The 21,566-nt window shown below is 60.4% G+C and carries 22 protein-coding genes; 7 read left to right on the top strand and 15 right to left on the bottom strand.

What is annotated here, in order from left to right:
• Positions 1–2: 2 nt before the first annotated feature.
• From metW to CH92_RS19380, 6 genes are all read right to left on the bottom strand, one after another.
• On the bottom strand, positions 3–602 hold the full coding sequence (gene metW / locus CH92_RS19405; protein ID WP_025243420.1) for a methionine biosynthesis protein MetW: 600 nt from the start codon (positions 600–602) through the stop codon (positions 3–5).
• Positions 603–611: 9 nt separating this feature from the next.
• The gene (gene metX / locus CH92_RS19400; RefSeq protein ID WP_025243419.1) at positions 612–1,751 is read right to left on the bottom strand and encodes a homoserine O-succinyltransferase MetX; all 1,140 of its coding nucleotides are present in this window, start codon (positions 1,749–1,751) and stop codon (positions 612–614) included.
• A gap of 79 nt (positions 1,752–1,830) precedes the next feature.
• Positions 1,831–3,792 (bottom strand): dynamin-like GTPase family protein, encoded by a 1,962-nt coding sequence (locus CH92_RS19395; protein WP_025243418.1) that lies wholly within the window; start codon positions 3,790–3,792, stop codon positions 1,831–1,833.
• Positions 3,793–3,912: 120 nt separating this feature from the next.
• Entirely contained in the window at positions 3,913–4,503 is a 591-nt protein-coding gene (locus tag CH92_RS19390; protein ID WP_025243417.1) for a YggT family protein, read from the bottom strand.
• Between the two features lie 276 nt (positions 4,504–4,779).
• On the bottom strand, positions 4,780–5,607 hold the full coding sequence (proC, locus tag CH92_RS19385) for a pyrroline-5-carboxylate reductase (RefSeq protein WP_025243416.1): 828 nt from the start codon (positions 5,605–5,607) through the stop codon (positions 4,780–4,782).
• A gap of 12 nt (positions 5,608–5,619) precedes the next feature.
• Entirely contained in the window at positions 5,620–6,333 is a 714-nt protein-coding gene (locus CH92_RS19380; RefSeq protein ID WP_025243415.1) for a YggS family pyridoxal phosphate-dependent enzyme, read from the bottom strand.
• Between the two features lie 66 nt (positions 6,334–6,399).
• On the opposite strand from CH92_RS19380, the gene pilT reads away from it, so the two are divergent.
• Together pilT and CH92_RS19370 are read left to right on the top strand one after the other, a co-directional pair.
• The gene (gene pilT, locus CH92_RS19375; RefSeq protein WP_025243414.1) at positions 6,400–7,434 is read left to right on the top strand and encodes a type IV pilus twitching motility protein PilT; all 1,035 of its coding nucleotides are present in this window, start codon (positions 6,400–6,402) and stop codon (positions 7,432–7,434) included.
• A gap of 76 nt (positions 7,435–7,510) precedes the next feature.
• Positions 7,511–8,656, top strand: a complete 1,146-nt coding sequence (locus CH92_RS19370; RefSeq protein WP_025243413.1) for a PilT/PilU family type 4a pilus ATPase — start codon at positions 7,511–7,513, stop codon at positions 8,654–8,656.
• Here CH92_RS19370 and CH92_RS22455 read toward each other — a convergent pair whose 3' ends face one another.
• Both CH92_RS22455 and CH92_RS19360 read right to left on the bottom strand, forming a co-directional pair.
• Positions 8,657–10,036 carry a TIGR03915 family putative DNA repair protein gene (locus tag CH92_RS22455; protein WP_025243412.1) on the bottom strand — a complete coding sequence of 460 codons (1,380 nt, stop codon included), beginning with the start codon at positions 10,034–10,036 and terminating at the stop codon, positions 8,657–8,659. It lies immediately after the preceding gene.
• The gene (locus CH92_RS19360) at positions 10,036–11,247 is read right to left on the bottom strand and encodes a putative DNA modification/repair radical SAM protein (RefSeq protein ID WP_025243411.1); all 1,212 of its coding nucleotides are present in this window, start codon (positions 11,245–11,247) and stop codon (positions 10,036–10,038) included. The genes CH92_RS22455 and CH92_RS19360 overlap by 1 nt, the downstream gene beginning before the upstream one ends.
• A 136-nt stretch (positions 11,248–11,383) precedes the next feature.
• Between CH92_RS19360 and CH92_RS19355 the strand changes: the two genes are divergently transcribed.
• The gene (locus CH92_RS19355) at positions 11,384–11,782 is read left to right on the top strand and encodes an NINE protein (RefSeq protein ID WP_025243410.1); all 399 of its coding nucleotides are present in this window, start codon (positions 11,384–11,386) and stop codon (positions 11,780–11,782) included.
• A 53-nt stretch (positions 11,783–11,835) separates the two neighbouring features.
• Here CH92_RS19355 and CH92_RS19350 read toward each other — a convergent pair whose 3' ends face one another.
• The 7 genes from CH92_RS19350 to gshB form a co-directional block, all read right to left on the bottom strand.
• The gene (locus CH92_RS19350; protein ID WP_038623181.1) at positions 11,836–13,107 is read right to left on the bottom strand and encodes a dihydroorotase; all 1,272 of its coding nucleotides are present in this window, start codon (positions 13,105–13,107) and stop codon (positions 11,836–11,838) included.
• Positions 13,107–14,123: an aspartate carbamoyltransferase catalytic subunit gene (locus CH92_RS19345; RefSeq protein WP_025243408.1), complete on the bottom strand. Its 1,017-nt coding sequence runs from the start codon at positions 14,121–14,123 to the stop codon at positions 13,107–13,109. Before CH92_RS19345 ends, CH92_RS19350 begins: the two co-directional genes overlap by 1 nt.
• 10 nt (positions 14,124–14,133) lie before the next feature.
• The gene (gene pyrR, locus CH92_RS19340) at positions 14,134–14,646 is read right to left on the bottom strand and encodes a bifunctional pyr operon transcriptional regulator/uracil phosphoribosyltransferase PyrR (RefSeq protein WP_025243407.1); all 513 of its coding nucleotides are present in this window, start codon (positions 14,644–14,646) and stop codon (positions 14,134–14,136) included.
• 20 nt (positions 14,647–14,666) lie between these two features.
• Positions 14,667–15,092: a Holliday junction resolvase RuvX gene (gene ruvX, locus CH92_RS19335; RefSeq protein ID WP_025243406.1), complete on the bottom strand. Its 426-nt coding sequence runs from the start codon at positions 15,090–15,092 to the stop codon at positions 14,667–14,669.
• Entirely contained in the window at positions 15,089–15,658 is a 570-nt protein-coding gene (locus CH92_RS19330) for a YqgE/AlgH family protein (RefSeq protein WP_025243405.1), read from the bottom strand. Before CH92_RS19330 ends, ruvX begins: the two co-directional genes overlap by 4 nt.
• 93 nt (positions 15,659–15,751) lie before the next feature.
• The gene (locus CH92_RS19325; protein WP_025243404.1) at positions 15,752–16,648 is read right to left on the bottom strand and encodes an energy transducer TonB; all 897 of its coding nucleotides are present in this window, start codon (positions 16,646–16,648) and stop codon (positions 15,752–15,754) included.
• Positions 16,649–16,845: 197 nt separating this feature from the next.
• On the bottom strand, positions 16,846–17,808 hold the full coding sequence (gene gshB / locus CH92_RS19320) for a glutathione synthase (RefSeq protein ID WP_025243403.1): 963 nt from the start codon (positions 17,806–17,808) through the stop codon (positions 16,846–16,848).
• 236 nt (positions 17,809–18,044) lie between these two features.
• Between gshB and pilG the strand changes: the two genes are divergently transcribed.
• The 4 genes from pilG to CH92_RS19300 all read left to right on the top strand — a co-directional run bounded on the left by pilG (position 18,045) and on the right by CH92_RS19300 (position 21,560).
• Entirely contained in the window at positions 18,045–18,452 is a 408-nt protein-coding gene (gene pilG / locus CH92_RS19315; RefSeq protein ID WP_019339789.1) for a twitching motility response regulator PilG, read from the top strand.
• A gap of 44 nt (positions 18,453–18,496) precedes the next feature.
• The gene (pilH, locus tag CH92_RS19310) at positions 18,497–18,862 is read left to right on the top strand and encodes a twitching motility response regulator PilH (RefSeq protein WP_021206021.1); all 366 of its coding nucleotides are present in this window, start codon (positions 18,497–18,499) and stop codon (positions 18,860–18,862) included.
• A 33-nt stretch (positions 18,863–18,895) separates the two neighbouring features.
• Complete coding sequence (locus CH92_RS19305; protein WP_025243402.1) at positions 18,896–19,432, top strand: chemotaxis protein CheW; 537 nt, start codon at positions 18,896–18,898, stop codon at positions 19,430–19,432.
• Between the two features lie 79 nt (positions 19,433–19,511).
• Entirely contained in the window at positions 19,512–21,560 is a 2,049-nt protein-coding gene (locus CH92_RS19300) for a methyl-accepting chemotaxis protein (protein ID WP_025243401.1), read from the top strand.
• Positions 21,561–21,566: the final 6 nt, after the last annotated feature.

Genomic DNA, 21,566 nt, shown 5'->3' with positions numbered 1-21,566 from the left:
GGTCAGCGGGCAGGTCCGGTGACGCGATAGATGCCAATCTCGCCGATCAGGTTCGGCCACAGGCGGCTCGTCACGCCGTGCTTGTGATGGCGGTCGACCGCCAGGCGTTCGAGCACCCGAGCACCGAGTTCACGGCAAAGCCGCTCGAAGTCCTCGAACGTGCAGAAGTGAATGTTCGGTGTGTTGTACCACGTGTAGGGCAGGAATTCAGAAACCGGCATGCGGCCCTTGCTGGCCAGATACCAGCGGCAGCGCCAGTGACCGAAATTGGGAAAGGTAATGATGCACTCGCGGCCGACACGAAGCATTTCCTTGAGCAGCTCGTCCGGGTAGTGGACGGCCTGCAACGCCTGGGTCATGACCACCATGTCGAAGCTGTCGCTGGCGAAATTGCCCAAACCCTTATCGAGGTCCTGCTCGATGACGTTGATGCCCTTGTCGATACAGGCGGCGATGTTGTCAGGATCGATTTCCAGGCCGTAGCCGCTGACCTGCTTGTTGTCCCGCAGCCAGGCCAGCAGCTCGCCATTGCCGCAACCGAGGTCGAGCACGCGGCTACCCGCCGGGATCCAGTCTTGGATGATGTCCAGATCGGCGCGCATGTGGTTTCCTTATAAAACGATGCGGTTCATGTAGCCGCGAAACGCCTGCAGATAACGGGGAATGGGAATCAGAAAGGCGTCGTGGCCCTGGGGGGCGTCGATTTCCAGGTAGCAAACGTTCTTGCGTGCCGCCATTAGCGCGTCGACGATTTCGTGCGAGCGTTCCGGGGAAAAGCGCCAGTCGGTAGTGAAGGAAATCACGCAGAAGTCCGCCTTGGCTGTCGACAAGGCTTTGGCCAGATCGTCATCAAACGCCGCCGCCGGGTCGAAATAATCCAGTGCCTTGGTCATTAGCAGGTAGGTATTGGCATCGAAGCGGCTGGAAAACTCTTCACCCTGATAGCGCAGGTAGCTCTCGACCTGGAACTCGACACTGTTGAAGTCGTAGTTGAGTTTTTCGCTCTTGAGGCCTCGGCCGAACTTGGTGCCCATGGCGTCATCGGACAGATAGGTAATATGCCCGACCATGCGCGCCAGCATCAGCCCGCGCTTGGGAATTACGTTCTGTTCCTGGAAGTGCCCGCCATGAAATTCCGGATCGGAGAGAATCGCTTGGCGCGCCACCTCGTTGAAGGCAATGTTCTGCGCCGACAATTTAGACGCCGAAGCGATGGCGACGCAGTGGCGAACCCGCTCCGGGTAGCTCATGGACCACTGCATCGCCTGCATGCCGCCGAGGCTGCCGCCCACCACCGCAGCCCACTGTTCGATGCCCAACACGTCGGCCAGACGTGCCTGGCTGTTGACCCAATCCTCCACCGTAACCACAGGGAAGTCCGCCCCGTACGGTTTGCCGGTCAGTGGGTTGATGCTGCTGGGGCCGGTCGAGCCGTTGCAGCCGCCGAGGTTGTTCAGGCTGACCACGAAGAAGCGGTTGGTGTCGATCGCCTTGCCCGGCCCGATGCAACTGTCCCACCAGCCGGGTTTATTCTCGTCCATGTTGTGGAAACCGGCCGCATGATGGTGGCCGGACAGCGCGTGGCAGATCAGCACGGCGTTACTGCGCGCGGCGTTCAGTTCACCGTAGGTTTCGTAGATCAGCTGGTAGTCGTTGAGCGTGCGGCCGCAAGCGAGTGCCAGCGGTTCGGCGAAATGCTCGACCTTCGGACTCACCAGACCAACGGAATCGGCTGGAATAGCTGTGGGCATCGAACCTGGCTCGTGGTGGAAGAAGGCGGCAAAGTCTAAAGGTTAGCGCGCCTCAATTCACCCTCAATCGCAACGCCGCTCAGCCCAGGCTGGCGCTGGTGAGGCTGACGATCTTGCCCTGACGGCGGATCGGAGCCGGCCGCCGCAGCAGTCGCAACATTTCTCCGGCCTGCGCCAGCTGTTGCTCCAGTTCGAGGCTGTAGCGGGCCAGCAGGCGACCGCGCTGACTGCTTTGCTGGCTTTCCTGTGCCAGGCCTTTTAGCTGCAGCAGGTGCGCTTCGAGCTGCTGTTTGTGTTCCAACGAATGTTGCATCAGCGGCATCAGCGCTTCGTCGGCCCATTGCTCAGCCTCCTGACGCAAGCGCTGATGCATTCCAATGACTTCCTGCACCAGGGTGGCGAAGAATCGACGGGTCAGAGTGCGCTGCTCGGTAAGCAGCGTTTTGAGCTGCAGACGAAACTGGTCCGCCTTGTTCTGCAGTCCCTTCAGCTCTTTTTGGTAAGGAGCGAGCCGGAACAGGGGGCCGTCGACGCCGTGCAGCGGGTTCTGCTCGTTGTGGCGGGCATATATGGCCGACACGATCTTGTTCGCCAGCGCCGCCTCATGCTCAAGCGCACCCAGATCCTGCTCGACCGAGCGGAAGAAATGCAGAATGCTCAGATTGATACCCAGGGTAGTCAGGCTGCCGGTCAGGCTGCGGCGCAGGCGTGCCAGATGTTCTTCCAGGCGTTCGGCGCGTACGGTGTTGCGCAGCAACTCGCCCTGACGCTGTAACAGGCGCTGGTTGGTCTTCAGCTGCAGCAGCCGCTTGTGGTGCTGATTGTGATCGTGGCGGGTACGGGCGGTCAGTTCCAGTAACAGCTGCCCGCTATCCTGGCGGCGGTCGTCGAGCAGTTCGCTCTGTTCTCGAACCTTGGCCAGGCGCTGGGTCAGGATGTGCTGGCTGTTTTGTAGCAATGCGAGTACTTGGCGCACCACTTGCTGTTCCAGCAGGCGCTCCTTCTGGGCAAGGATGCGTTCGCAAAGCAGCTGCTCCAGCGCCAGTAGCCGGCTGCGCTCAAGCAGCGTCTGGTCGCCGCGAATCTTCGCGAGCAATGCTTGTTTGGCCGAGAGCGGCAGCACGTCTTCGACTGCGATGCCCAGTTGTTGGGCGGTACTGGTCTGCATTCGCTGAATCGCATCATTGACGAACGTGTCGCCCGACACGTCATCCCAGAGCACGTCAATCTTGTTTAGTACGGCGAACAGGCGGTGTCGCCTGCCATCATCGAGCTGATGGATATGCAGCTGCCATATATTCATATCACTGGCGGTCACGCCGGCGTCGGCTGACAACAGGAAAATCACTGCCTGTGCACTTGGCAGCATCGACAGGGTGAGTTCCGGCTCGCTGCCCAGCGCGTTGAGGCCCGGCGTATCGAGTATGCGCAACCCTTGGCGCAACAGCGGGTGATCGAAGTTGATCATCGCATGTCGCCAAGCCGGCACCATCACTTCACCGGCAACCTCCGATTGTTCCAGTGAGTCGGAGTGGAAGCCGAGGTGGAGGGCTTGCTCTACCGGCATCGACTTCGTGGAGGCAACCTGAGTGAAGGCTTCGACCATGGCGTCCGGGTTGTCCAAATCCAGCGCAATGTTCTGCCAGAGGCGTGGACTGCGCTTGAGCTGAGCGATGCTGGTGTCTTCCAGGCGCGACTCGATCGGCAGCAGGCGGATATAGGAACGCTCCGCGCGCGGATCAAAAAACAGTTCGGTCGGACACATGGTGGTGCGCCCTGCACGCGAGGGCAGGATGCGTTGGCCGTACCCCGAGAAAAACAGGCTGTTGATCAACTCCGTCTTGCCACGAGAGAACTCGCCGACAAAGGCCAAAGTGATGTGATCGGTGCGCAGCAATTTCAATGCACGGTCCAGTCGGACGTCAACCGCCTCCGAGCTGAGGCGGTTGTGCGCCAACCAACTGCGGTAGCGGGTAATCTCCCGAACCAGGTCGCGCTTCCAGGTGACGTACGCATCCACCTGCCGGTCGAGTCGTTCCATGATCGTGGTGCTTCCTGAAAGGCGAATCGCGCGATTATCCCAGTCGCAGGAAGCGGGTCAATCGATCAACTGTGATCTACCGCCCAAAGGCCGTAAGTGGCGATCGGGCGGTTCCGCGGGTCAGATCAGCGAGCGGAGGATGTTGGGCATATGGGTCATCATTGCCAGATTGTTGATCACTAGCATGTCCAGCAGCTTGATCGCCAGAAAGGCAAAGATTGGTGAGATATCCAGCCCGCCGAGATTGGGCAGCAGGCGGCGGAAGGGTGCAAGTGCCGGTTCGCAGATCTGGCTGACCAACTGAGCGCCGGGGTTGTGGCTACCCGGCGCGACCCAGGACAGGATCACGCTGATGATCAGCGCGTAGAAGAAGATGTTCAGAAACAGCCCGGTCACGCCAATCAGCGCCCAGACAAGCAGCTGCAGCGGGTTGCCTATAGTGCCGTAGGCAATCATCAGGATGGCCGCCATCAGCAATACCTGAACAATGATGCCCAGCACTAGCGATGACAGGTCCAGCCCTCCGATGCTGGGGATTACTCGGCGAAGCGGTCGCAATAATGGATGCGTGGCGCGCACGATGAACTGGCTCAGCGGATTGTAGAAATCGGCCCGGACCAACTGCAGGATAAAACGTAAGAGAACGATCAGCAGATAGAGACTGCCGAGCGTCTGGACGATAAGAATCAGGGCTTGCGAAAGCTGTGACATGAAGGCTCCTTAGGATCTGTTGATGTTTCGTCGCGAGCCGCGTTGCTGCGTCAAATGACGCCAGGCAAGGCGCGGGACGCAGGTAATGGTTGTTCCCTTGACAAGTCTCGCAACGCCGCATGGCGTCATTTGCCGCGCAACCCGAAGGGCCGGGCCTGTTTTTGCGCGGTGCGGCGTTATTCGTCGTTCATTTGGAATGACCAAACTTCTCTCCTCATGCCTTGCTCCGCGCAAAAACAAGCTCCGGCGCGGCCGCGAACGAAACGTCAACAGACCCTAATTGCCCAGTTGTTCGGCGAGTTCGGCTGAGCGTTGTGCGGCCGCATTCATCGCCTGTTGGACCAGGCTCTCGAAGCCGCCTGCCTGGAAGGCTTTGATCGCCGCTTCGGTGGTTCCGTTCGGCGAGGTAACGCGGCGACGCAGTTCGGCTGCTTCGACATCGCTTTCGCAGGCCATCCGTGCGGCGCCCAAGGCAGTATGCATGGTCAGCTGCGCCGCGGTGTCGCGCGGCAGACCCAGTCGCTCGCCGGCGGCGGTCATGGCTTCGATCATCAAGAAGAAATAGGCCGGGCCGCTGCCGGATACTGCGGTCACCGCATCGATCAAGGCTTCTTTGTCCAGCCAGAGCGCCAGGCCCACCGCCGATAGCAGTTGTTCGGCCTGTAGCTTTTGCTCAACACTGACCTGCGCGTTGGCGAACAATCCGCTGACGCCCTGACGCAGCAACGCGGGTGTATTCGGCATGCAGCGCACGATGGCCCGTGGCGTCTGCGGTCCAAGCCATTCCTGCAGGCTGGCGCAGGTGATACCTGCGGCGATCGACACGATCAACTGATTCGATTGCAGGAGGGCGGCCAGGTCGCGGCAGACCGACTGCATCATTTGTGGCTTGACCGCCAGCAGAACGACATCGGCACCGGCCAGGGCTTGGCCATTGTCGGCAAAGGTCCTGATGCCGTGGGTGGCTTCCAGCTCGGCGCGCTTGTCGGCACCGGGGTCGCTGGCGCAGATGGACGTGGCGGGTACGCCTTGGGCACGCAGCCCGCCGATCAGGCTGGCGGCCATGTTGCCGCCGCCGATGAAGGCGATACGGGGTGTGTTCATGCGTAGGTTCCTTTATTTATGCGCAGGTGCTGCCGGAGCGGTCCGCGATGGCGACGCGCGGGCGCCGAACAGGGCAGTGCCGATGCGGACCCAGGTGGCGCCTTCGGCGATGGCGGCCTCCAGATCCTGGCTCATGCCCATAGAAAGAGTGTCGAGGTCGAGGTCGAGGTCATCTTGCAACCGGCGCAGGCGAGCAAAAGCGGCACGCTGCTCGGCAGGATCGTCGGTCGGCTCGGGAATTGCCATCAACCCACGTAGACGCAAGCGGGGCAGGGCAGCAATTGCTTGCGCCAGTTCTGGCACATCTTCGGGTTCGCAACCGGACTTGCTGGTCTCGCCACTGACGTTGACTTGCAGGCAGATATTCAAGGGCGGCAGCGGATCGGGACGCTGATCGGAAAGACGCTGGGCGATCTTCAGGCGGTCCACCGAATGGACCCAGTCGAAGTGCTCGGCGATCGCCTTGGTCTTGTTCGACTGGATCGGGCCGATGAAATGCCAGGTCAATGGCAGGTCGGCGAGCTCGGCCTGCTTTTCAAGGGCTTCCTGCAGATAGTTCTCGCCGAAATCGCCTAGACCAGCACTGGAAGCCTCGCGAATCGCGGCGGCCGGTTGGGTCTTGCTGACCGCCAACACACGCACCTCGTCGGGATCACGCGCCACAGCTTGCGCCGCCTCACGGATGCGCGTTGCGACCTTTGCAATATTGTTCGCTATCGTGGACATTACCTGCGCCTGCCACCTTAGGGTCTGCGCGGCATTCTACCTGCTTGCTTGTAATTGGGGAGTCCCATGGATATCACAGAACTGCTGGCCTTCAGCGCCAAGCAGGGTGCGTCTGACTTGCACCTGTCTTCCGGCCTGCCGCCGATGATCCGCGTTGACGGCGATGTGCGCCGGATCAATCTGCCGGCGATGGACCACAAGCAGGTGCACGCACTGATCTACGACATCATGAACGACAAGCAGCGCAAGGATTTCGAGGAATTTCTCGAGACCGACTTTTCGTTCGAAGTGCCCGGCGTGGCACGCTTCCGGGTCAACGCGTTCAACCAGAATCGCGGTGCCGGTGCGGTGTTCCGGACCATTCCGTCGAAAGTGCTGACCATGGAAGATCTCGGTATGGGCGAGGTCTTCCGCAAGATTACCGATGTACCTCGAGGGCTGGTGCTGGTCACCGGGCCGACCGGTTCGGGCAAGTCAACCACCCTGGCGGCGATGCTCGACTATCTGAACAACACCAAATATCACCACATCCTCACCATCGAAGACCCGATCGAGTTCGTCCACGAGTCGAAAAAGTGTCTGGTCAACCAACGTGAAGTGCACCGCGACACACTGGGCTTCTCCGAAGCCTTGCGCTCGGCGCTTCGTGAAGACCCGGACATCATCCTCGTCGGCGAGATGCGCGACCTGGAAACCATCCGGCTGGCGCTGACCGCTGCGGAGACTGGGCACTTGGTGTTCGGTACCCTGCACACCACCTCGGCGGCCAAGACCATCGACCGGGTGGTCGACGTATTCCCGGCTGAAGAAAAGTCGATGGTCCGCTCGATGTTGTCCGAATCTCTGCAGGCGGTGATTTCCCAGACCCTGCTGAAGAAGGTCGGTGGTGGTCGGGTGGCCGCGCACGAAATCATGATCGGCACGCCTGCGATCCGAAACCTGATTCGAGAGGACAAGGTGGCGCAAATGTATTCCTCGATCCAGACCGGCGGTTCGCTGGGCATGCAGACGCTCGATGCCTGTCTCAAGGGACTGCTGGCCAAGGGACTGATTTCGCGCGACGCGGCCAAGGAAAAGGCCAAGCAGCCGGAAAACTTCTAACCTACGGGAGGCCTGCGACGTCGTCGCCGGCTTCCGCTTCGCTACAACGCGGCTTCGCCAGACTACGAGAACGATGATGGAATTCGAGAAACTGTTGCGCCTGATGGTTGAAAAGGGCGGCTCCGATCTGTTCATTACTGCTGGCGTGCCGCCGTCGATGAAGGTCAACGGCAAGATCCTGCCGGTGAACAAAACGCCGATGTCGCCGGAGATGACTCGCGAAACCGTGCATGCCGTGATGAACGAGCAGCAGCGCCGCGAGTTCGCGGAAAACCACGAATGCAACTTTGCCATCAGTGCGCGTGGCATTGGTCGTTTTCGTGTCAGCGCCTTCTATCAGCGCAACCTCGCCGGCATGGTGCTACGCCGTATCGAGACCAATATCCCGACGCTCGAAGATCTGAAACTGCCGGACGTGCTGAAAAAACTGGCGATGACTAAGCGCGGTCTGGTGCTGTTCGTCGGGGCCACCGGCACCGGCAAGTCCACTTCGCTGGCGGCGATGATCGGCTATCGCAACAAGAACTCCAGCGGCCATATCATTTCGATTGAAGACCCCATCGAGTTCATTCATCAGCATCAAAGCTGCATCGTTACTCAGCGTGAAGTCGGTATCGACACCGACTCCTTCGATGTGGCGCTGAAAAACACCCTGCGTCAGGCGCCGGATGTAATTCTTATCGGCGAGGTGCGGACGCGCGAAACCATGGACTACGCCGTGGCGTTCGCCGAAACCGGCCACCTGTGCCTTGCGACCTTGCACGCCAACAACGCTAACCAGGCGCTGGATCGAATCATCAACTTCTTCCCGGCTGATCGTCAGCAGCAGGTCTGGATGGACCTGTCGCTGAACCTCAAGGCCATCGTCGCCCAGCAACTGATTTCCACGCCCGACGGTAAAGGCCGGCGGGCGGTCATCGAAGTGCTGATCAATACGCCGCTGGCGGCCGACCTGATCCGCAAGGGCGAAGTGCACGAGCTCAAATCACTGATGAAGCGCTCTACTGACCTCGGCATGCAGACGTTCGATCAGGCGCTCTACAACCTCTACGTGCAGGGCGAAATCACCTACGAAGACGCACTGCTGCATGCCGATTCGTCCAACGACCTACGCCTGATGATCAAGTTGGGCTCGGAAACCGATGGCGAACATCTGACCTCCGTATCCCAGGGGCTCACTTTGGAAGTCAGCGATGACGATCCGGGGCGTAGCTTCCGCTGATCATGCGCCTCCGCCGCTCAGGCGTTTCGCCTGTTTTAAGGCCAGTACGAGAGCGTCATATGCCCACTGACGCTCGCTTGGGGAGTTCCATAGCATCTCGCTAGGGTGATCCCCAACGAGAACTCTTCGGCCTGCAAGATCTTCCACCAGATGGCCGTATGCTTTCGCAAAGTCACCGCCCTCACCTAAAAGCGCTTGCGTCGCTGTTTGCCCTAGAGCAACGATCGCCATTGGCCTCACTCGATCCAGTTCGACTTGCAGGCAGGGGCGACAGGTCGCAACTTCTTGTGAAGACGGCATGAGCAGTTGGCGGCGAGCTCGTGCCTTGATTTCCACCAGATGATTGAAGTGCTTGACTGCATGAGTCATATGCACCTGACTGCGATCCAGTCCGGCATCTTTCATTGCCTGATCCAGAAGCCGCCCTGCCGCACCTCCAAAAGGGCGCGCGCCTGGTTGGTCCGCCAGCAGGACGATACCGGCCTGTTTCGTGGCTGCGGCGATTCGCGAGCCGGGCCGCTTGGGGCAGTTCTGGCAGCGTGGTTGGTTCGTCTTCGAGCCGATGGCTTGCCCGGGCATGCTGCCCACAGTTGCGCACTGGCCATTTAATTGGCCCCCCGCGCGCGCTTCGCTCATGAGTTTGGGGATCATTGGTCCCTCGGGTAAGTGCTTCCAGAAACGTACCGGCATGTTGGTTTCCAGCACGCTGCGATTGAGCCGCGCCGGGTTGAACGTGCTGCCGTAATACGTCAGCCACAGGGCTTCATTTCGATCATCGGTCTCTTGCACTAACTGTTGCCACTCGGGCGGGCATGGATGGGCGTGGTGCAGCCGTTCGCCATCCCAGTACACGCCGTCATTGGGGGTTGCGATCATCCAGGTCTGGCGGCCCAGGCGCTCGGCGAAATGTCCGGAGGCGCTGGCTAAAATATCGTGAGCTGGTTCATGCCAGGCCACCAACTGCGGGCCTCCGGCCGTCGCATCCCGTGACTTGAAGCGCAGAAATGCATGTAGATGATGGGCTTCGCGGCGTACGGCCTTCAGGCGCTTATGCAGTTCACTGCCGTCGACATCGCCCGCCAGCCTGGCGGTCTGATCGCCATGGGCAACGCGCCAGAGAATCCGATACAGCAGCGCCCAGCGGTTGTCGCAACGAAATTGCGAGGCACCTTCCAGCTGCTCCAGCAGCACGCGAGACACGCGCAGAGGGCGATCCTTTGCGTTGTCCGGTTGCGGCTCATCCAGTTGGTCGAACAAATCCTGAATTTTCTGATTTTCCTGCACCCAGGTCAGCTGATGCGGTGCCAGCCCCCGCCGCACCAGTGTTCGAGCGACCTCGCGCCAACCGGCGAAGCTGCCATCGAAATGGATTTGCCACATCACCACAAGCCCATCTGCCTGGGCGCCTCGCTTAATTGCTGGCGCAGCAGCAGCGATTCCTGGGTTGCCTGAGCGGGTCGGTAGTCCTGGGTGACAATAAACGGCTTGGCCTTTTCCAAGGCGCAGCGCAAGCGGCCGACATCTTCGAAGCGGATTCGCTTCTGTCGGCGCAGGGCGACCAGGCGCTGGGCGCTGAGCATGCCGATGCCGGGGATGCGGGCGATCATGGTCACATTGGCGCGATTCAAGTCGACAGGAAAGTGTTGGCGGTTGTTTAAGGCCCAGGCCAGTTTTGGGTCGATATCCAACGCCAAATTACCGGGGCCCGCGAGCAGTTCGCTGGCCCGAAAACCATAGCCGCGCATGAGAAAGTCGGCTTGGTAGAGGCGATGCTCACGTAGTAATGGCGGCGCCTCGAAGGGAACGGTCTTGGGGCTGTGAGGGATTGGACTGAATGCGGAGTAATAGACCCGGCGCAGGCGGTAATCGCCATACAGTGACTGCGCGGTATGCAGAATGGTGCTGTCGTCAGTGGCATCGGCGCCAACGATCATCTGTGTGCTTTGCCCGGCTGGAGCGAAGCGCGGCGAACCTTCCTCCGCCTGGGCTTCGGTTTCTCCTTGATGGATCGAATGCATGGCCTGTTTGATCGTCACGACCTGCTTTTCCGGTGCCAGGCGGATCAGGCTGGTCTCGGTGGGCAGTTCGATATTGACGCTGAGGCGATCGGCGTAGCGGCCGGCCTCGGCGATGAGCAGCGGGTCGGCGTCCGGGATGGTCTTCAGATGGATATAGCCGCGGAACTCATGCTCCTCGCGCAGCAGCTTGGCCACTCGATTGAGCTGTTCCATGGTGTAGTCGGCCGAGCGAATGATTCCAGAGCTGAGAAACAGACCGCTGATGCAGTTGCGGCGGTAAAAATCGAGCGTCAGCGTCACCACCTCTTCCGGCGTAAAGCGCGCACGTGGTACGTCACTGGAGCGGCGATTCACACAGTATTGGCAGTCGTACAGGCAGAAGTTGGTCAGCAGCACCTTGAGTAGGGCCACGCAGCGCCCGTCCGGCGTGAAACTGTGGCAGATGCCCATGCCGTCCGTGGCACCCAGTCCGCTGCGGCCCTTGGAGCTGCGCTTTGGTGCGCCGCTGCTGGCACATGACACGTCATATTTGGCGGCGTCGGCAAGGACGCTGAGTTTTTCGATCAGCTGCATGAGGATCATCAATGTACTGTTTGCATATACAGTATCACGATCATTTCATCGCGCAGCGGCCCGTTCGGCGGACATTTCGAGGAACCGAGAATCGGATAAGCTCAACGTGCTTTCCAAACCAGACTGCGAGGCTCAGATGCGGCAGAACACCCATAGCACCCTGATTGGCTATCTTCTGTGGATTTTCGGATTTCTCGGTTCCCACCGCTTCTATTACGGCAAGCCGATTACTGGCACGATCTGGTTCTTCACGCTCGGCCTGTTCTTTGTCGGCTGGATCATCGACCTGTTTCTGATCCCGTCGATGGACCGGGAGGCCGACCTGCGCTTCCAACCCGGCCCGATCGACTACACCGTCGCCTGGATTCTGCTGACCTTCCTTGGCCTGTTCGGCGTGCACCGGATGTATCAGGGCAAATGGATTACCGGCCTGATTTATCTGTGCACCGGCGGGCTGTTCTTCGTGGGCGTGCTCTATGACTTCTGGACGCTGAACAGCCAGGTGTCGATGCGCAACATGGAAAAGCGCTGGTAACGGCGAGGTTTCCAGGCGGTCCGGCCTTTGGGCGGGCCGCCTGGATTTGCGGGTTAGCCTTGAAAGGCGATTCTGCCGTCAACGATCGTGTGGCGTACCGCACCCGGCAGACAATGGCCGATGAAGGGACAATTGCGGCCCTTCGAATGCCAGGTTTCGCCAGCGAGTGTCGAGCTGCGTGGATCGAACAGGACCAGATCGGCGGCGTCGCCTATAGCCAGGCGTCCCGCCGGGAGCCGCAGCGCGGTGGCCGGGCCGCTGCTCAAGCGTGCAAGCAGGGTCGGTAGATCGAGCAGACCATCTTCGACCAGAGTCAATGCCAGCGGCAGAAGGATTTCCGCACTGCTGATGCCAGGCTCGGTTTCGCCGAACGGTGCCTGTTTGGCATCCGCTTCGTGAGGCTGATGATGGCTTGAAATTGCGGAGATGACGCCGGCTTTGACTGCTTCACGCAGGCCGTCACGGTCGGCTGCGCTGCGCAAAGGCGGCTGCACATGATAAAGGCTGGAGAAGCCGTGCAGAGCTTCATCAGTCAGGATCAGTTGATACATTGCCACATCGGCAGTGACCGGCAGGCCGCGTGCCTGGGCGTCGGCGATCATCTGCGCGCCGCGGGCGGTGCTGAGCTGGCTGAAGTGGGCGCGCACTCCGGTCTGCTCGACCAGCAGCAGGTTTCGCGCCAAGGCAATGGTTTCGGCTGTTTCAGGGATTCCCGCCAGCCCGAGAAAAGCCGCTGCGGGCCCATCGTGGGCCAGGCCACCGGCGGCGAGGTCGGCGTCCTGGGAATGGATGACCACGGTGAGGTCGAAGGTCGCTGCATATTCCAGCGCGCGGCTCAGGTTTCGGTTGCTGGCGAAGTTGGTCAGGCCATTGCCGAAGGCGACACAGCCGGCATCGCGCAGCGCCACCAGCTCGGCGAGCTGCTCACCCGCCAGGCTGCGCGTCAGGGCGCCAATCGGAAAAACCTTGGCATGGCCGGACTCACGGGCGCGGTCGAGAATCAGCTCGGCGACCGCGGCGGTGTCCAGCACCGGTTTGGTGTTCGGTGGACAGCACAGGCTGGTGATGCCGCCGGCCGTGGCAGCCAGTGTCTCGCTGGCGATGTTGCCCTTGCGACTGTAACCCGGCTCGCGCAGGGCTACGGATAGATCGACCAGCCCGGGGGCGGCGACCAGCCCTTGTGCATAGATGCTGTGCGCCGCGTTGAAGCCTGCGGGCGCCTGGCCTATGCCGACGATCAAGCCGTCCTGGCAATAGATATCAGTGACTTCATCGCGCCCGTTGGCGGGGTCGATCAGGCGAGCGCCGAGGATTTCGGTTGGCATCAGTTCTGCTCCTCGGCAGCGTATTCGGTTTCGAGCTGGCGCTGGGCGGTCTGGCCACTCATGGCCATGGAGAGCACCGCCATGCGAACCGCGATGCCGTAGGTCACCTGGTTGAGGATCACCGACTGGGTACCGTCCGCCACCGCCGATTCGATTTCGACGCCGCGGTTGATCGGGCCCGGATGCATGACGATGGCATCCGGCTTGGCCAGCGCCATACGCTGCGTGGTCAGTCCGTAGAGACGGTAGAACTCACCCTCGCTGGGCAGCAGGCCGCCCTGCATGCGCTCACGTTGCAGGCGCAGCATGATCACTACATCGACATCGCGCAGTCCTTTATTCATGTCGTGGAAAACACTGACGCCGTACTGCTCCAGGCCGATCGGCAGGAGCGTTTTCGGACCGATAACACGGATGTCCGGGCAGCCGAGCGTTTTCAGCGCGAGCATGTTGGAACGGGCTACCCGCGAATGCAGGATGTCGCCGACGATGGCCACCGACAGCTTCTCGAAGTCACCCTTGTGGCGGCGGATGGTGAGCATGTCGAGCATACCCTGGGTGGGGTGCGCATGGCGCCCGTCACCGCCATTGATGATTGCGACGTCCGGGCAGACGTGTTCCGCGATGAAATGTGCAGCGCCCGAATCGGCGTGGCGCACAACGAACATGTCGGCCGCCATGGCTTCGAGGTTGCGCAGCGTATCGGTCAGGGTTTCGCCTTTGCTGGTCGACGAGGTCGAAACGTTCAGCGTGATCACGTCCGCCGAGAGGCGCTTGGCCGCCAGTTCGAAAGTGGTGCGGGTGCGCGTAGAATTCTCGAAGAACACGTTGCAGACGGTCTTGCCGCGCAGCAGCGGGACCTTCTTGACTCCCCTGGCACCGACTTCGAGAAAGGAGTCGGCGGTATCGAGGATTTCGGTAAGCAACGTGCGTGGCAGGCCATCCAGCGATAGGAAATGGCGCAGCTGACCATTGTCGTTCAGCTGTAACGGCCGCTTGGCGTCAGTAGGCGTCATCGCGAGGGTCTCAATTGGCGGAGGCGAGGGTCTGGTACTCGAGAGCGAGCGGTGCCGGGCCGAGCAGCTTCACCCGTTGGTCGGAAGGCAAGGACAGCGTTGCGCCGACTACGTCTGGCCGGATCGGCAGTTCGCGGGCGTTGAGATCCAGCAGGCAGACCAGACTGACGCTGGCGGGGCGGCCATAGTCGAACAGCTCGTTGAGCGCGGCGCGCACGGTGCGCCCGCTCATCAGCACGTCGTCGATCAATACCAGATGCTGGCCTTCTATCTCGAAGGGAAGCGCCGAGGGGCGAACCTGTGGGTGCAGGCCATTCTGGGTGAAATCGTCGCGATAGAACGACACGTCTAGCACGCCGAGGGCTTCCTGCTTGCCGCGCAGGTCCAGTAGTGCTTGGCCTACCCAGACGCCGCCGGTGTGGATGCCAATAAAAAGAGGCTCCGATATGCTGTGGCTGCTCAGGTGTTCCTCCAGCGCCGCGGCCATTTCGGGCAGTAGCTGATCGGGGTTTGGCAGGGTCATCGTTTCTCCTTGATCACGCATCAGAGGGTCTGCGCTGTCAGCCAGCCTTCGAGTAAAAGCGCCGCGGCGAGGGCGTCGACCGGGCGCTCGCGATAACCGCCTTGTTGGCCGCCGCGCAGACGCTCGCCTTTGGCTTCGTAGGTCGTCAGCCGCTCGTCGTGGGTGTGCACTGGAAGGTTGAAGCGGCCGTTGAGGCGCCGGGCGAACTTCTCCGCGCGGGCGCTCATCTCGCTGGGGCTGCCGTCCATATTCAACGGCAAGCCGACCACCAGCGCATCCGGTTGCCATTCGCGCAACAATGCTTCGATCTGCGACCAGTCGGGCACGCCGTTCTGCGCCTTGAGCACACAAAGCTCCCGAGCCTGGCCGGTAACCGCTTGGCCGACTGCGACGCCGATCTGCTTGGTACCGTAGTCGAAGCCCAGCAGCAGGCGCAGGGGGCTCATGCGTGACCGACCTGGCTGCTGAGGAGCCGGAGGTCGACCCCCAACGAGGCGGCTGCAGCCGCAAGGCGTTGGTCGTAGGGCAGGTCAAAAAGAATGTGCGGCTGCGCCGGACAGCTCAGCCAGGCGTTGTCGACCAGTTCGGCTTCGAGCTGGCCCGGTTCCCAGCCGGCATAGCCGAGGGCGACGAGGTGCTGTCTGGGACCGTAGCCGTCGGCAATGGCGAAGAGCACGTCTTGGGATGTGGTCACGCCTAGCTCGCCGAGGCTGAGTGTGGCTTGAAACTGGGCGTCAGCCGGATGCAACACGAAGCCTCTGTCGGTCTGCACAGGACCGCCAGCGAAAACAGGCAATTGCTGGCTGGCGGTATCGACCGGTTCGTCGGGGCGCAGCTGGTCGAGTATGTCGGCCAGGTTCAGCCCGCTCGGGCGATTCACGATGAGCCCCATTGCGCCTTCCCGATTGTGTTCCACGAGATAGATCAAGGCGTGGGCGAAATTGGGGTCCGCCATGTGCGGCATGGCGATCAGAAAATGATGCTTGAGGTAATTTGGCGAGGTCGCGTTCATGGACGCTAGCTTAAGCGTTGCGGGCGAAGCCGTGAAGCCGCATGCGTTGGCTGCCACGCTGGCGGTAGAGTCGGGTGTGCCTGATTCGGCCGATCAGCGGCTCGAAAGCCTGTCGCCGCGCTCGAAGCGCCAGGTTCTGATGATTTCGACCTGGTCGAACTTCTGCGCCAGTTCTCCCGAGAAGGGCGCAAACGGCGCTGCGAGTCTGACGATGCGCATGGCCGCCTCGTCCAGGACCGCTTGTCCTGAGGACTCAAGAACCCGAAGCTCCTGCACTGCGCCGTTGCGGTCGACGACCACCAGCATGCGCAGGCTGCCATAGATCCGTTGACGACGCGCTTCGTCGGGGTAGTTGAGGTTGCCGATGCGCTCGACTTTCTTGCGCCATTCGTCGCGGTACCAGGCGCTGATGTCCCGCATGGTGGCCGCGCTATTCTGGCGACTGACGCGGGGCCGCTTGGCGTACTGCTCGACTTGCTGCGCAAGCTCCGCCTCAAGACTGGCAATTTCCGAGCTGAGCTGCGAGCTGTCATAGACAGGCGCCGGCTGCGCCTCAGGCTGCGGTTTGTTCTTCTGGGGTTTTGCCGGCGTTTTGTCTGGCTGCGGCGCGCGGGTCGCGACTGCAGTTTTCGGGGCCTCGCTGCGATTGCTGGGCGGCGGCGAAGAGGCCGGCGTCACCTTGCGCACCTGAGTGTCCTGAAACGGCGCTTGTTCGGTCGTTTTCGGGGAAGCCTTGTGCTCCAGCGTGCCGCTGCCCTGCTGGTTGTCCTGTGCGAGAAAATCGGCGTCCTTCGGCTTGTCTTCGCTTTTGAACGTGGACAAGGTGATTTCCAATGACTTGCTGATCTGCATCGGTTCGGATAGCGAGAAGCCGAGGCCGAGGATCAAAGCTGCGTGCAGCACGGCTGCGAGAAATATCGTGAAGCCGAGACGGTCCGCCGGACGGACGCCGGTATGGGCAGGAATGGGTTGGCGTGTAGCGGCGTTCATCGCATTACAGTCGGCTCGAAGTGCGCGCAGTCTGCCCAGCACGGCTGTAAAAGTCTATGAACCAGGCGACAGCTTTGCTGCGTAAGGTAACGTCAATTTATGGCGCGTTATGGCGCGTTATGGCGCGGCGCAGCCCGGTGACTGTAGATTACGCGTGGATGGTGGCGGTTGGTTGGTACGCCAACCGCGCACTGGTCTCAGGCTTTGGAGCGGCGCTGCAGTTTGGCCTCGATGGCGTCCATCAGGCGCTCGCCGATCCGGGTATCGAACGCATTGTCGATCTCGCGAATGCAGGTCGGACTGGTGATGTTGATCTCCGTCAGAAAGTCGCCAATCACGTCCAGTCCGACGAAGAGCAGCCCGCGCTTGCGCAGCTCGGGTCCTACACGGGCGGCAATCTCTCTGTCTCGATCAGAAAGCGGTTGTGCAACGCCGCGCCCTCCGGCGGCGAGGTTGCCGCGCGTTTCGCCGACCGCTGGGATGCGTGCGAGGCAGTACGGCACCGGTTCACCGTCGATCATCAGTATTCGCTTGTCGCCATCCTTGATCGCTGGGATATAGCGCTGCGCCATGATCTGCCGGCCGCCGTGCTCAGTCAGTACCTCGAGAATCACCGAAAGGTTCGGGTCGCCTTCGCGGTGACGGAAAATCGAAGCACCACCCATTTCATCCAATGGTTTGAGAATGATGTCACGCTGCTCGCGGGCAAACTCCCGCAGAATGTCGGACCGTCGACTGACAAGCGTCGGTGGCGTGCATTGCGGGAACTGGGTAGCAAAGAACTTCTCGTTGCAATCGCGCAGGCTTTGCGGTCGGTTCACCACTAGCGTGCCGGCTTGCTCGGCAAGTTCAAGCAGGTAAGTTGCATACACGTATTCGCTGTTGAATGGCGGGTCCTTGCGCATCAGGATGACGTCAAGCTCGGCTAGCGCTATGTCGGTCTCGTCTTCTGTCTCGTACCAGTGCTGGGGATCGTTGAAAACTTTGATCGGGCGCATGCGGGCGCGCGCTTCGCCGCCGAGCTGGTAGAGGTCTCGTTGCTCCATATAGCAGATCGTCCAGCCGCGAGCCTGGGCGGCCAGCAGCATGGCCAGCGAGCTGTCCTTCTTGAAGGCGATCTGCGCGATTGGGTCCATGATGATCCCGACGCGAACAGTCATGAGGTGATCTCCAACGAGGGGCAGAACGGAGCTGCCGGGGGCTTGAAATGTCGACGCAGATTGGCGGCGGTTGTGCGTTGGGTCAAGGAAAATCCCACTGCCCCGGCGGCAGATAGCTTGCATTTGAGGAGTGTGCTAAAAAGGTCCGGCGATTGGGTGCAGCCCATCGATGGCAGGGCCTCTGGCGCACTGACATAACGATAAACTACGACTCACCGAGGCGATGGTAGGGCGAAATGGAACAGCACTCCGAGGGCTTGAAGGTCATGGTGATCGACGATTCGAAAACGATTCGTCGCACCGCCGAAACGCTGCTGAAGAAAGTAGGTTGTGATGTGATCACGGCGGTGGATGGCTTCGATGCGCTCGCCAAAATCGCGGATAGCCACCCGCGCATCATTTTCGTCGATATCATGATGCCGAGGCTTGATGGCTATCAGACCTGTGCGCTGATTAAGAACAACAGTTCTTTCAAGTCCACCCCGGTGATCATGCTGTCCTCTAAGGATGGCCTGTTCGACAAGGCCAAGGGGCGGATCGTGGGGTCGGATCAGTACCTCACCAAGCCTTTCAGCAAAGAAGAGTTGCTCGGTGCTATCAAGGCGCATGTGCCTGATTTCGCACCGGTAGAGCAAGTATCCTGAAGTTCGGCCCTGTGTGCCGCTGATGCCTTTCCCACGGAGAAACCATGGCTCGCGTTCTGATTGTTGATGACTCGCCGACCGAGATGTACAAGCTGACGGCCATGCTGGAAAAGCATGGTCATGTCGTTCTGAAAGCCGAGAACGGGGCCGATGGCGTAGCGCTTGCTCGTCAGGAAAAGCCGGACGCGGTCCTGATGGATATCGTCATGCCCGGCCTGAACGGTTTTCAAGCTACTCGTCAACTGACCAAAGATGCTGAAACCAGTCACATTCCGGTGATCATTGTGACCACCAAGGACCAGGAAACCGATAAGGTCTGGGGCAAGCGTCAAGGTGCCAAAGATTACCTGACCAAGCCAGTGGATGAAGCGACACTGCTGAAGACCTTGAACGCCGTGCTTGCGGGCTAATCGGCGGTTTCGTAATCAAGGGATGTTGCCAGCATGTCGGATACGCCTACGCCGTTTCAGCGACTTCTGGAAATCGATGCCCGTTGCCGAGCGCTGGCGGCTGGACTGCCTTCACAGCAGGAAGCCATCCAAACCTGGGCAGGTATCGGTTTTCGAATGGGGGGGCGACTGTTCGTTGCTCCGATGGGGGAGGTCGGCGAAATACTCCACGAGCCCCGCTACACGCTGCTGCCCGGAGTGAAGGCCTGGGTGAAAGGTGTGGCGAACGTCCGCGGTCGGCTGTTGCCAGTCATGGATCTGTGCGGTTATTTCGGTTTGGAATTGTCGCCGTTGCGCAAGCAGCGGCGGGTGCTGGTGGTCGATCATCAGGAAGTGTTCGCGGGGTTGACGGTCGACGAGGTGTTCGGCATGCAACATTTCCCGGTGGATGCCTTCTCCGAACGATTGCCGCCGGTTGAGGCGTCGATTCAACCCTTTATTCATGGTGTCTTTCAGCGCGAGCAGCCTTGGTTGGTATTTAGCCCGCACGCGCTTGCCGCGCACCAGACCTTTCTGGACGTGGCGTATTGATTTAGGTGAGGTCGGCTGACGCCGGCCTTTTGGTTCTTCGAAGGAAACGTTACGGGTGGTCCAGGCGGGGGCCGGAAAAATGAAAAAAATGAACGCAAATGCTTTGCTGGCAGGGATACGCAGCAATACGCTGATCGCTGGGCTATTTATTCTTCTCATCGTGTCGATGGTGCTGTTGTTCGTGAACTTTGCGTACATCAATACCCAGGCAGACTATGACAATGAGTACATAGGACACGCAGGTGAGCTGCGAGTTCTGTCTCAACGCATCGCGAAGAACGCGGTGGAAGCGGCCGCCGGTACGCCAGACGCGTTCGGCTCGTTGAAAGACGCACGCAACGACTTCAGCGAGCGCTGGGCCTACCTTTCCGAAGGTGATGATCGCATCGGGCTGCCAGCGGTTCCGCAATCGCTTCAGGCCGAAGTCGCCGCGGTGCAACAGGACTGGGACACGCTACGGCAGAACACGGATGCGATCCTCGCCAGCGAGCAAACCGTTCTTTCCCTGCATCAGGTCGCCACGACTCTCGCCGAAACCATCCCGCAGCTGCAGGTCGAGTACGAAGAGGTAGTAGATATTCTTCTGGAAAGTGGCGCACCGGCTGCCCAGGTTTCTGTTGCTCAGCGCCAGTCGCTGCTCGCAGAACGTATCCTGGGTTCGGTGAATAAGGTGCTTTCCGGAGATCAGGACTCGGTTCAGGCCGCTGACATGTTTGGTCGTGATGCCAGCTTGTTCGGTCGAGTGCTCAGCGCAATGCTCGAAGGCAACGAAGCCATGGGCATCACGCGTGTTAACGATGCTGAAGCGCTCGACCGCCTGGCTGCAATTTCCGAGTTGTTCCAGTTCGTTTCTGGCTCCGTGGACGAGATTCTTGAGACCTCTCCGGAGCTGTTCCAGGTGCGTGAGTCTTCGAACAGTATTTTCGAAGTTTCGCAGACTCTGCTCGACAAGACTTCCGTGCTGACCCAGGGTCTTCAAGGTCGTGCCGATGCCCGTTACGTCAACGCGCTCGCGGGCTATGTTCTTGGCGCGCTGGCTCTGGCCTCGATTCTGCTGATCGGTCTGGTAATGGTTCAGGAAACACGTCGTCGTCTGAGTGAAACGGCGGAAAAGAACGAACGTAACCAGACGGCGATTCTCCGCCTGCTCGACGAAATCGGCGACCTGGCTGATGGTGACTTGACGGTGGCCGCCACGGTTACCGAAGACTTCACCGGTGCCATCGCAGACTCTATCAACTACTCCATCGACCAATTGCGCGATCTGGTCGAAACGATCAACCAGACTGCCGTTCAGGTGTCGGGCGCGGCCCAGGAGACCCAGGCGACTGCGATGCATCTAGCAGAAGCGTCCGAGCATCAGGCCCAGGAAATCGCCGGGGCTTCCGCGGCGATCAACGAAATGGCTGTCTCGATTGATCAGGTATCGGCCAACGCCGCAGAATCTTCTGCGGTGGCAGAGCGCTCCGTAGCCATTGCCAACAAGGGCAATGAGGTCGTTCACAACACCATTACGGGCATGGATAACATCCGTGAGCAGATTCAGGATACGTCCAAGCGGATCAAGCGGCTGGGCGAATCTTCCCAGGAGATCGGTGACATTGTTAGCCTGATTAATGACATTGCCGACCAGACCAACATCCTTGCATTGAACGCGGCGATTCAGGCCTCCATGGCTGGCGATGCAGGTCGAGGCTTCGCGGTGGTTGCGGACGAAGTACAGCGCCTTGCCGAGCGTTCATCGGCGGCGACCAAGCAGATCGAGGCGCTGGTCAAGACCATTCAAACCGACACCAACGAAGCGGTTATCTCGATGGAACAGACCACCTCCGAAGTGGTACGAGGCGCGCGCCTGGCACAGGACGCGGGTGTTGCCCTGGAGGAGATCGAGAAAGTATCCAAGAGCCTAGCGGCTCTGATTCAGAACATCTCCAACGCGGCGCGTCAGCAGGCTTCGTCGGCTGGTCACATCTCGAACACCATGAACGTCATCCAGGAAATTACCTCGCAGACGTCTTCGGGGACCACGGCGACCGCGAAGAGCATTGGTAACCTCGCGAAGATGGCCAACGAAATGCGTCACTCGGTATCCGGCTTCACCTTGCCGGAAACGCAGGATCAGGCCTGACTGGAG

Origin of the sequence: Stutzerimonas stutzeri, assembly GCF_000590475.1 — a bacterium.
GTDB lineage: Bacteria > Pseudomonadota > Gammaproteobacteria > Pseudomonadales > Pseudomonadaceae > Stutzerimonas > Stutzerimonas stutzeri_D.
Note: the sequence above shows the minus strand (reverse complement) of the source record. Positions and strands in the feature narration are given on the sequence as shown.

What these genes read in the sequence shown, in the direction of transcription:
- metW (WP_025243420.1), bottom strand. Translation starts at nt 602, where the DNA reads ATGCGCGCCGATCTGGACATCATCCAAGACTGGATCCCGGCGGGTAGC.
- metX (WP_025243419.1), bottom strand. Translation starts at nt 1,751, where the DNA reads ATGCCCACAGCTATTCCAGCCGATTCCGTTGGTCTGGTGAGTCCGAAG.
- CH92_RS19395 (WP_025243418.1), bottom strand. Translation starts at nt 3,792, where the DNA reads ATGGAACGACTCGACCGGCAGGTGGATGCGTACGTCACCTGGAAGCGC.
- CH92_RS19390 (WP_025243417.1), bottom strand. Translation starts at nt 4,503, where the DNA reads ATGTCACAGCTTTCGCAAGCCCTGATTCTTATCGTCCAGACGCTCGGC.
- proC (WP_025243416.1), bottom strand. Translation starts at nt 5,607, where the DNA reads ATGAACACACCCCGTATCGCCTTCATCGGCGGCGGCAACATGGCCGCC.
- CH92_RS19380 (WP_025243415.1), bottom strand. Translation starts at nt 6,333, where the DNA reads ATGTCCACGATAGCGAACAATATTGCAAAGGTCGCAACGCGCATCCGT.
- pilT (WP_025243414.1), top strand. Translation starts at nt 6,400, where the DNA reads ATGGATATCACAGAACTGCTGGCCTTCAGCGCCAAGCAGGGTGCGTCT.
- CH92_RS19370 (WP_025243413.1), top strand. Translation starts at nt 7,511, where the DNA reads ATGGAATTCGAGAAACTGTTGCGCCTGATGGTTGAAAAGGGCGGCTCC.
- CH92_RS22455 (WP_025243412.1), bottom strand. Translation starts at nt 10,036, where the DNA reads ATGTGGCAAATCCATTTCGATGGCAGCTTCGCCGGTTGGCGCGAGGTC.
- CH92_RS19360 (WP_025243411.1), bottom strand. Translation starts at nt 11,247, where the DNA reads ATGCAGCTGATCGAAAAACTCAGCGTCCTTGCCGACGCCGCCAAATAT.
- CH92_RS19355 (WP_025243410.1), top strand. Translation starts at nt 11,384, where the DNA reads ATGCGGCAGAACACCCATAGCACCCTGATTGGCTATCTTCTGTGGATT.
- CH92_RS19350 (WP_038623181.1), bottom strand. Translation starts at nt 13,107, where the DNA reads ATGCCAACCGAAATCCTCGGCGCTCGCCTGATCGACCCCGCCAACGGG.
- CH92_RS19345 (WP_025243408.1), bottom strand. Translation starts at nt 14,123, where the DNA reads ATGACGCCTACTGACGCCAAGCGGCCGTTACAGCTGAACGACAATGGT.
- pyrR (WP_025243407.1), bottom strand. Translation starts at nt 14,646, where the DNA reads ATGACCCTGCCAAACCCCGATCAGCTACTGCCCGAAATGGCCGCGGCG.
- ruvX (WP_025243406.1), bottom strand. Translation starts at nt 15,092, where the DNA reads ATGAGCCCCCTGCGCCTGCTGCTGGGCTTCGACTACGGTACCAAGCAG.
- CH92_RS19330 (WP_025243405.1), bottom strand. Translation starts at nt 15,658, where the DNA reads ATGAACGCGACCTCGCCAAATTACCTCAAGCATCATTTTCTGATCGCC.
- CH92_RS19325 (WP_025243404.1), bottom strand. Translation starts at nt 16,648, where the DNA reads ATGAACGCCGCTACACGCCAACCCATTCCTGCCCATACCGGCGTCCGT.
- gshB (WP_025243403.1), bottom strand. Translation starts at nt 17,808, where the DNA reads ATGACTGTTCGCGTCGGGATCATCATGGACCCAATCGCGCAGATCGCC.
- pilG (WP_019339789.1), top strand. Translation starts at nt 18,045, where the DNA reads ATGGAACAGCACTCCGAGGGCTTGAAGGTCATGGTGATCGACGATTCG.
- pilH (WP_021206021.1), top strand. Translation starts at nt 18,497, where the DNA reads ATGGCTCGCGTTCTGATTGTTGATGACTCGCCGACCGAGATGTACAAG.
- CH92_RS19305 (WP_025243402.1), top strand. Translation starts at nt 18,896, where the DNA reads ATGTCGGATACGCCTACGCCGTTTCAGCGACTTCTGGAAATCGATGCC.
- CH92_RS19300 (WP_025243401.1), top strand. Translation starts at nt 19,512, where the DNA reads ATGAAAAAAATGAACGCAAATGCTTTGCTGGCAGGGATACGCAGCAAT.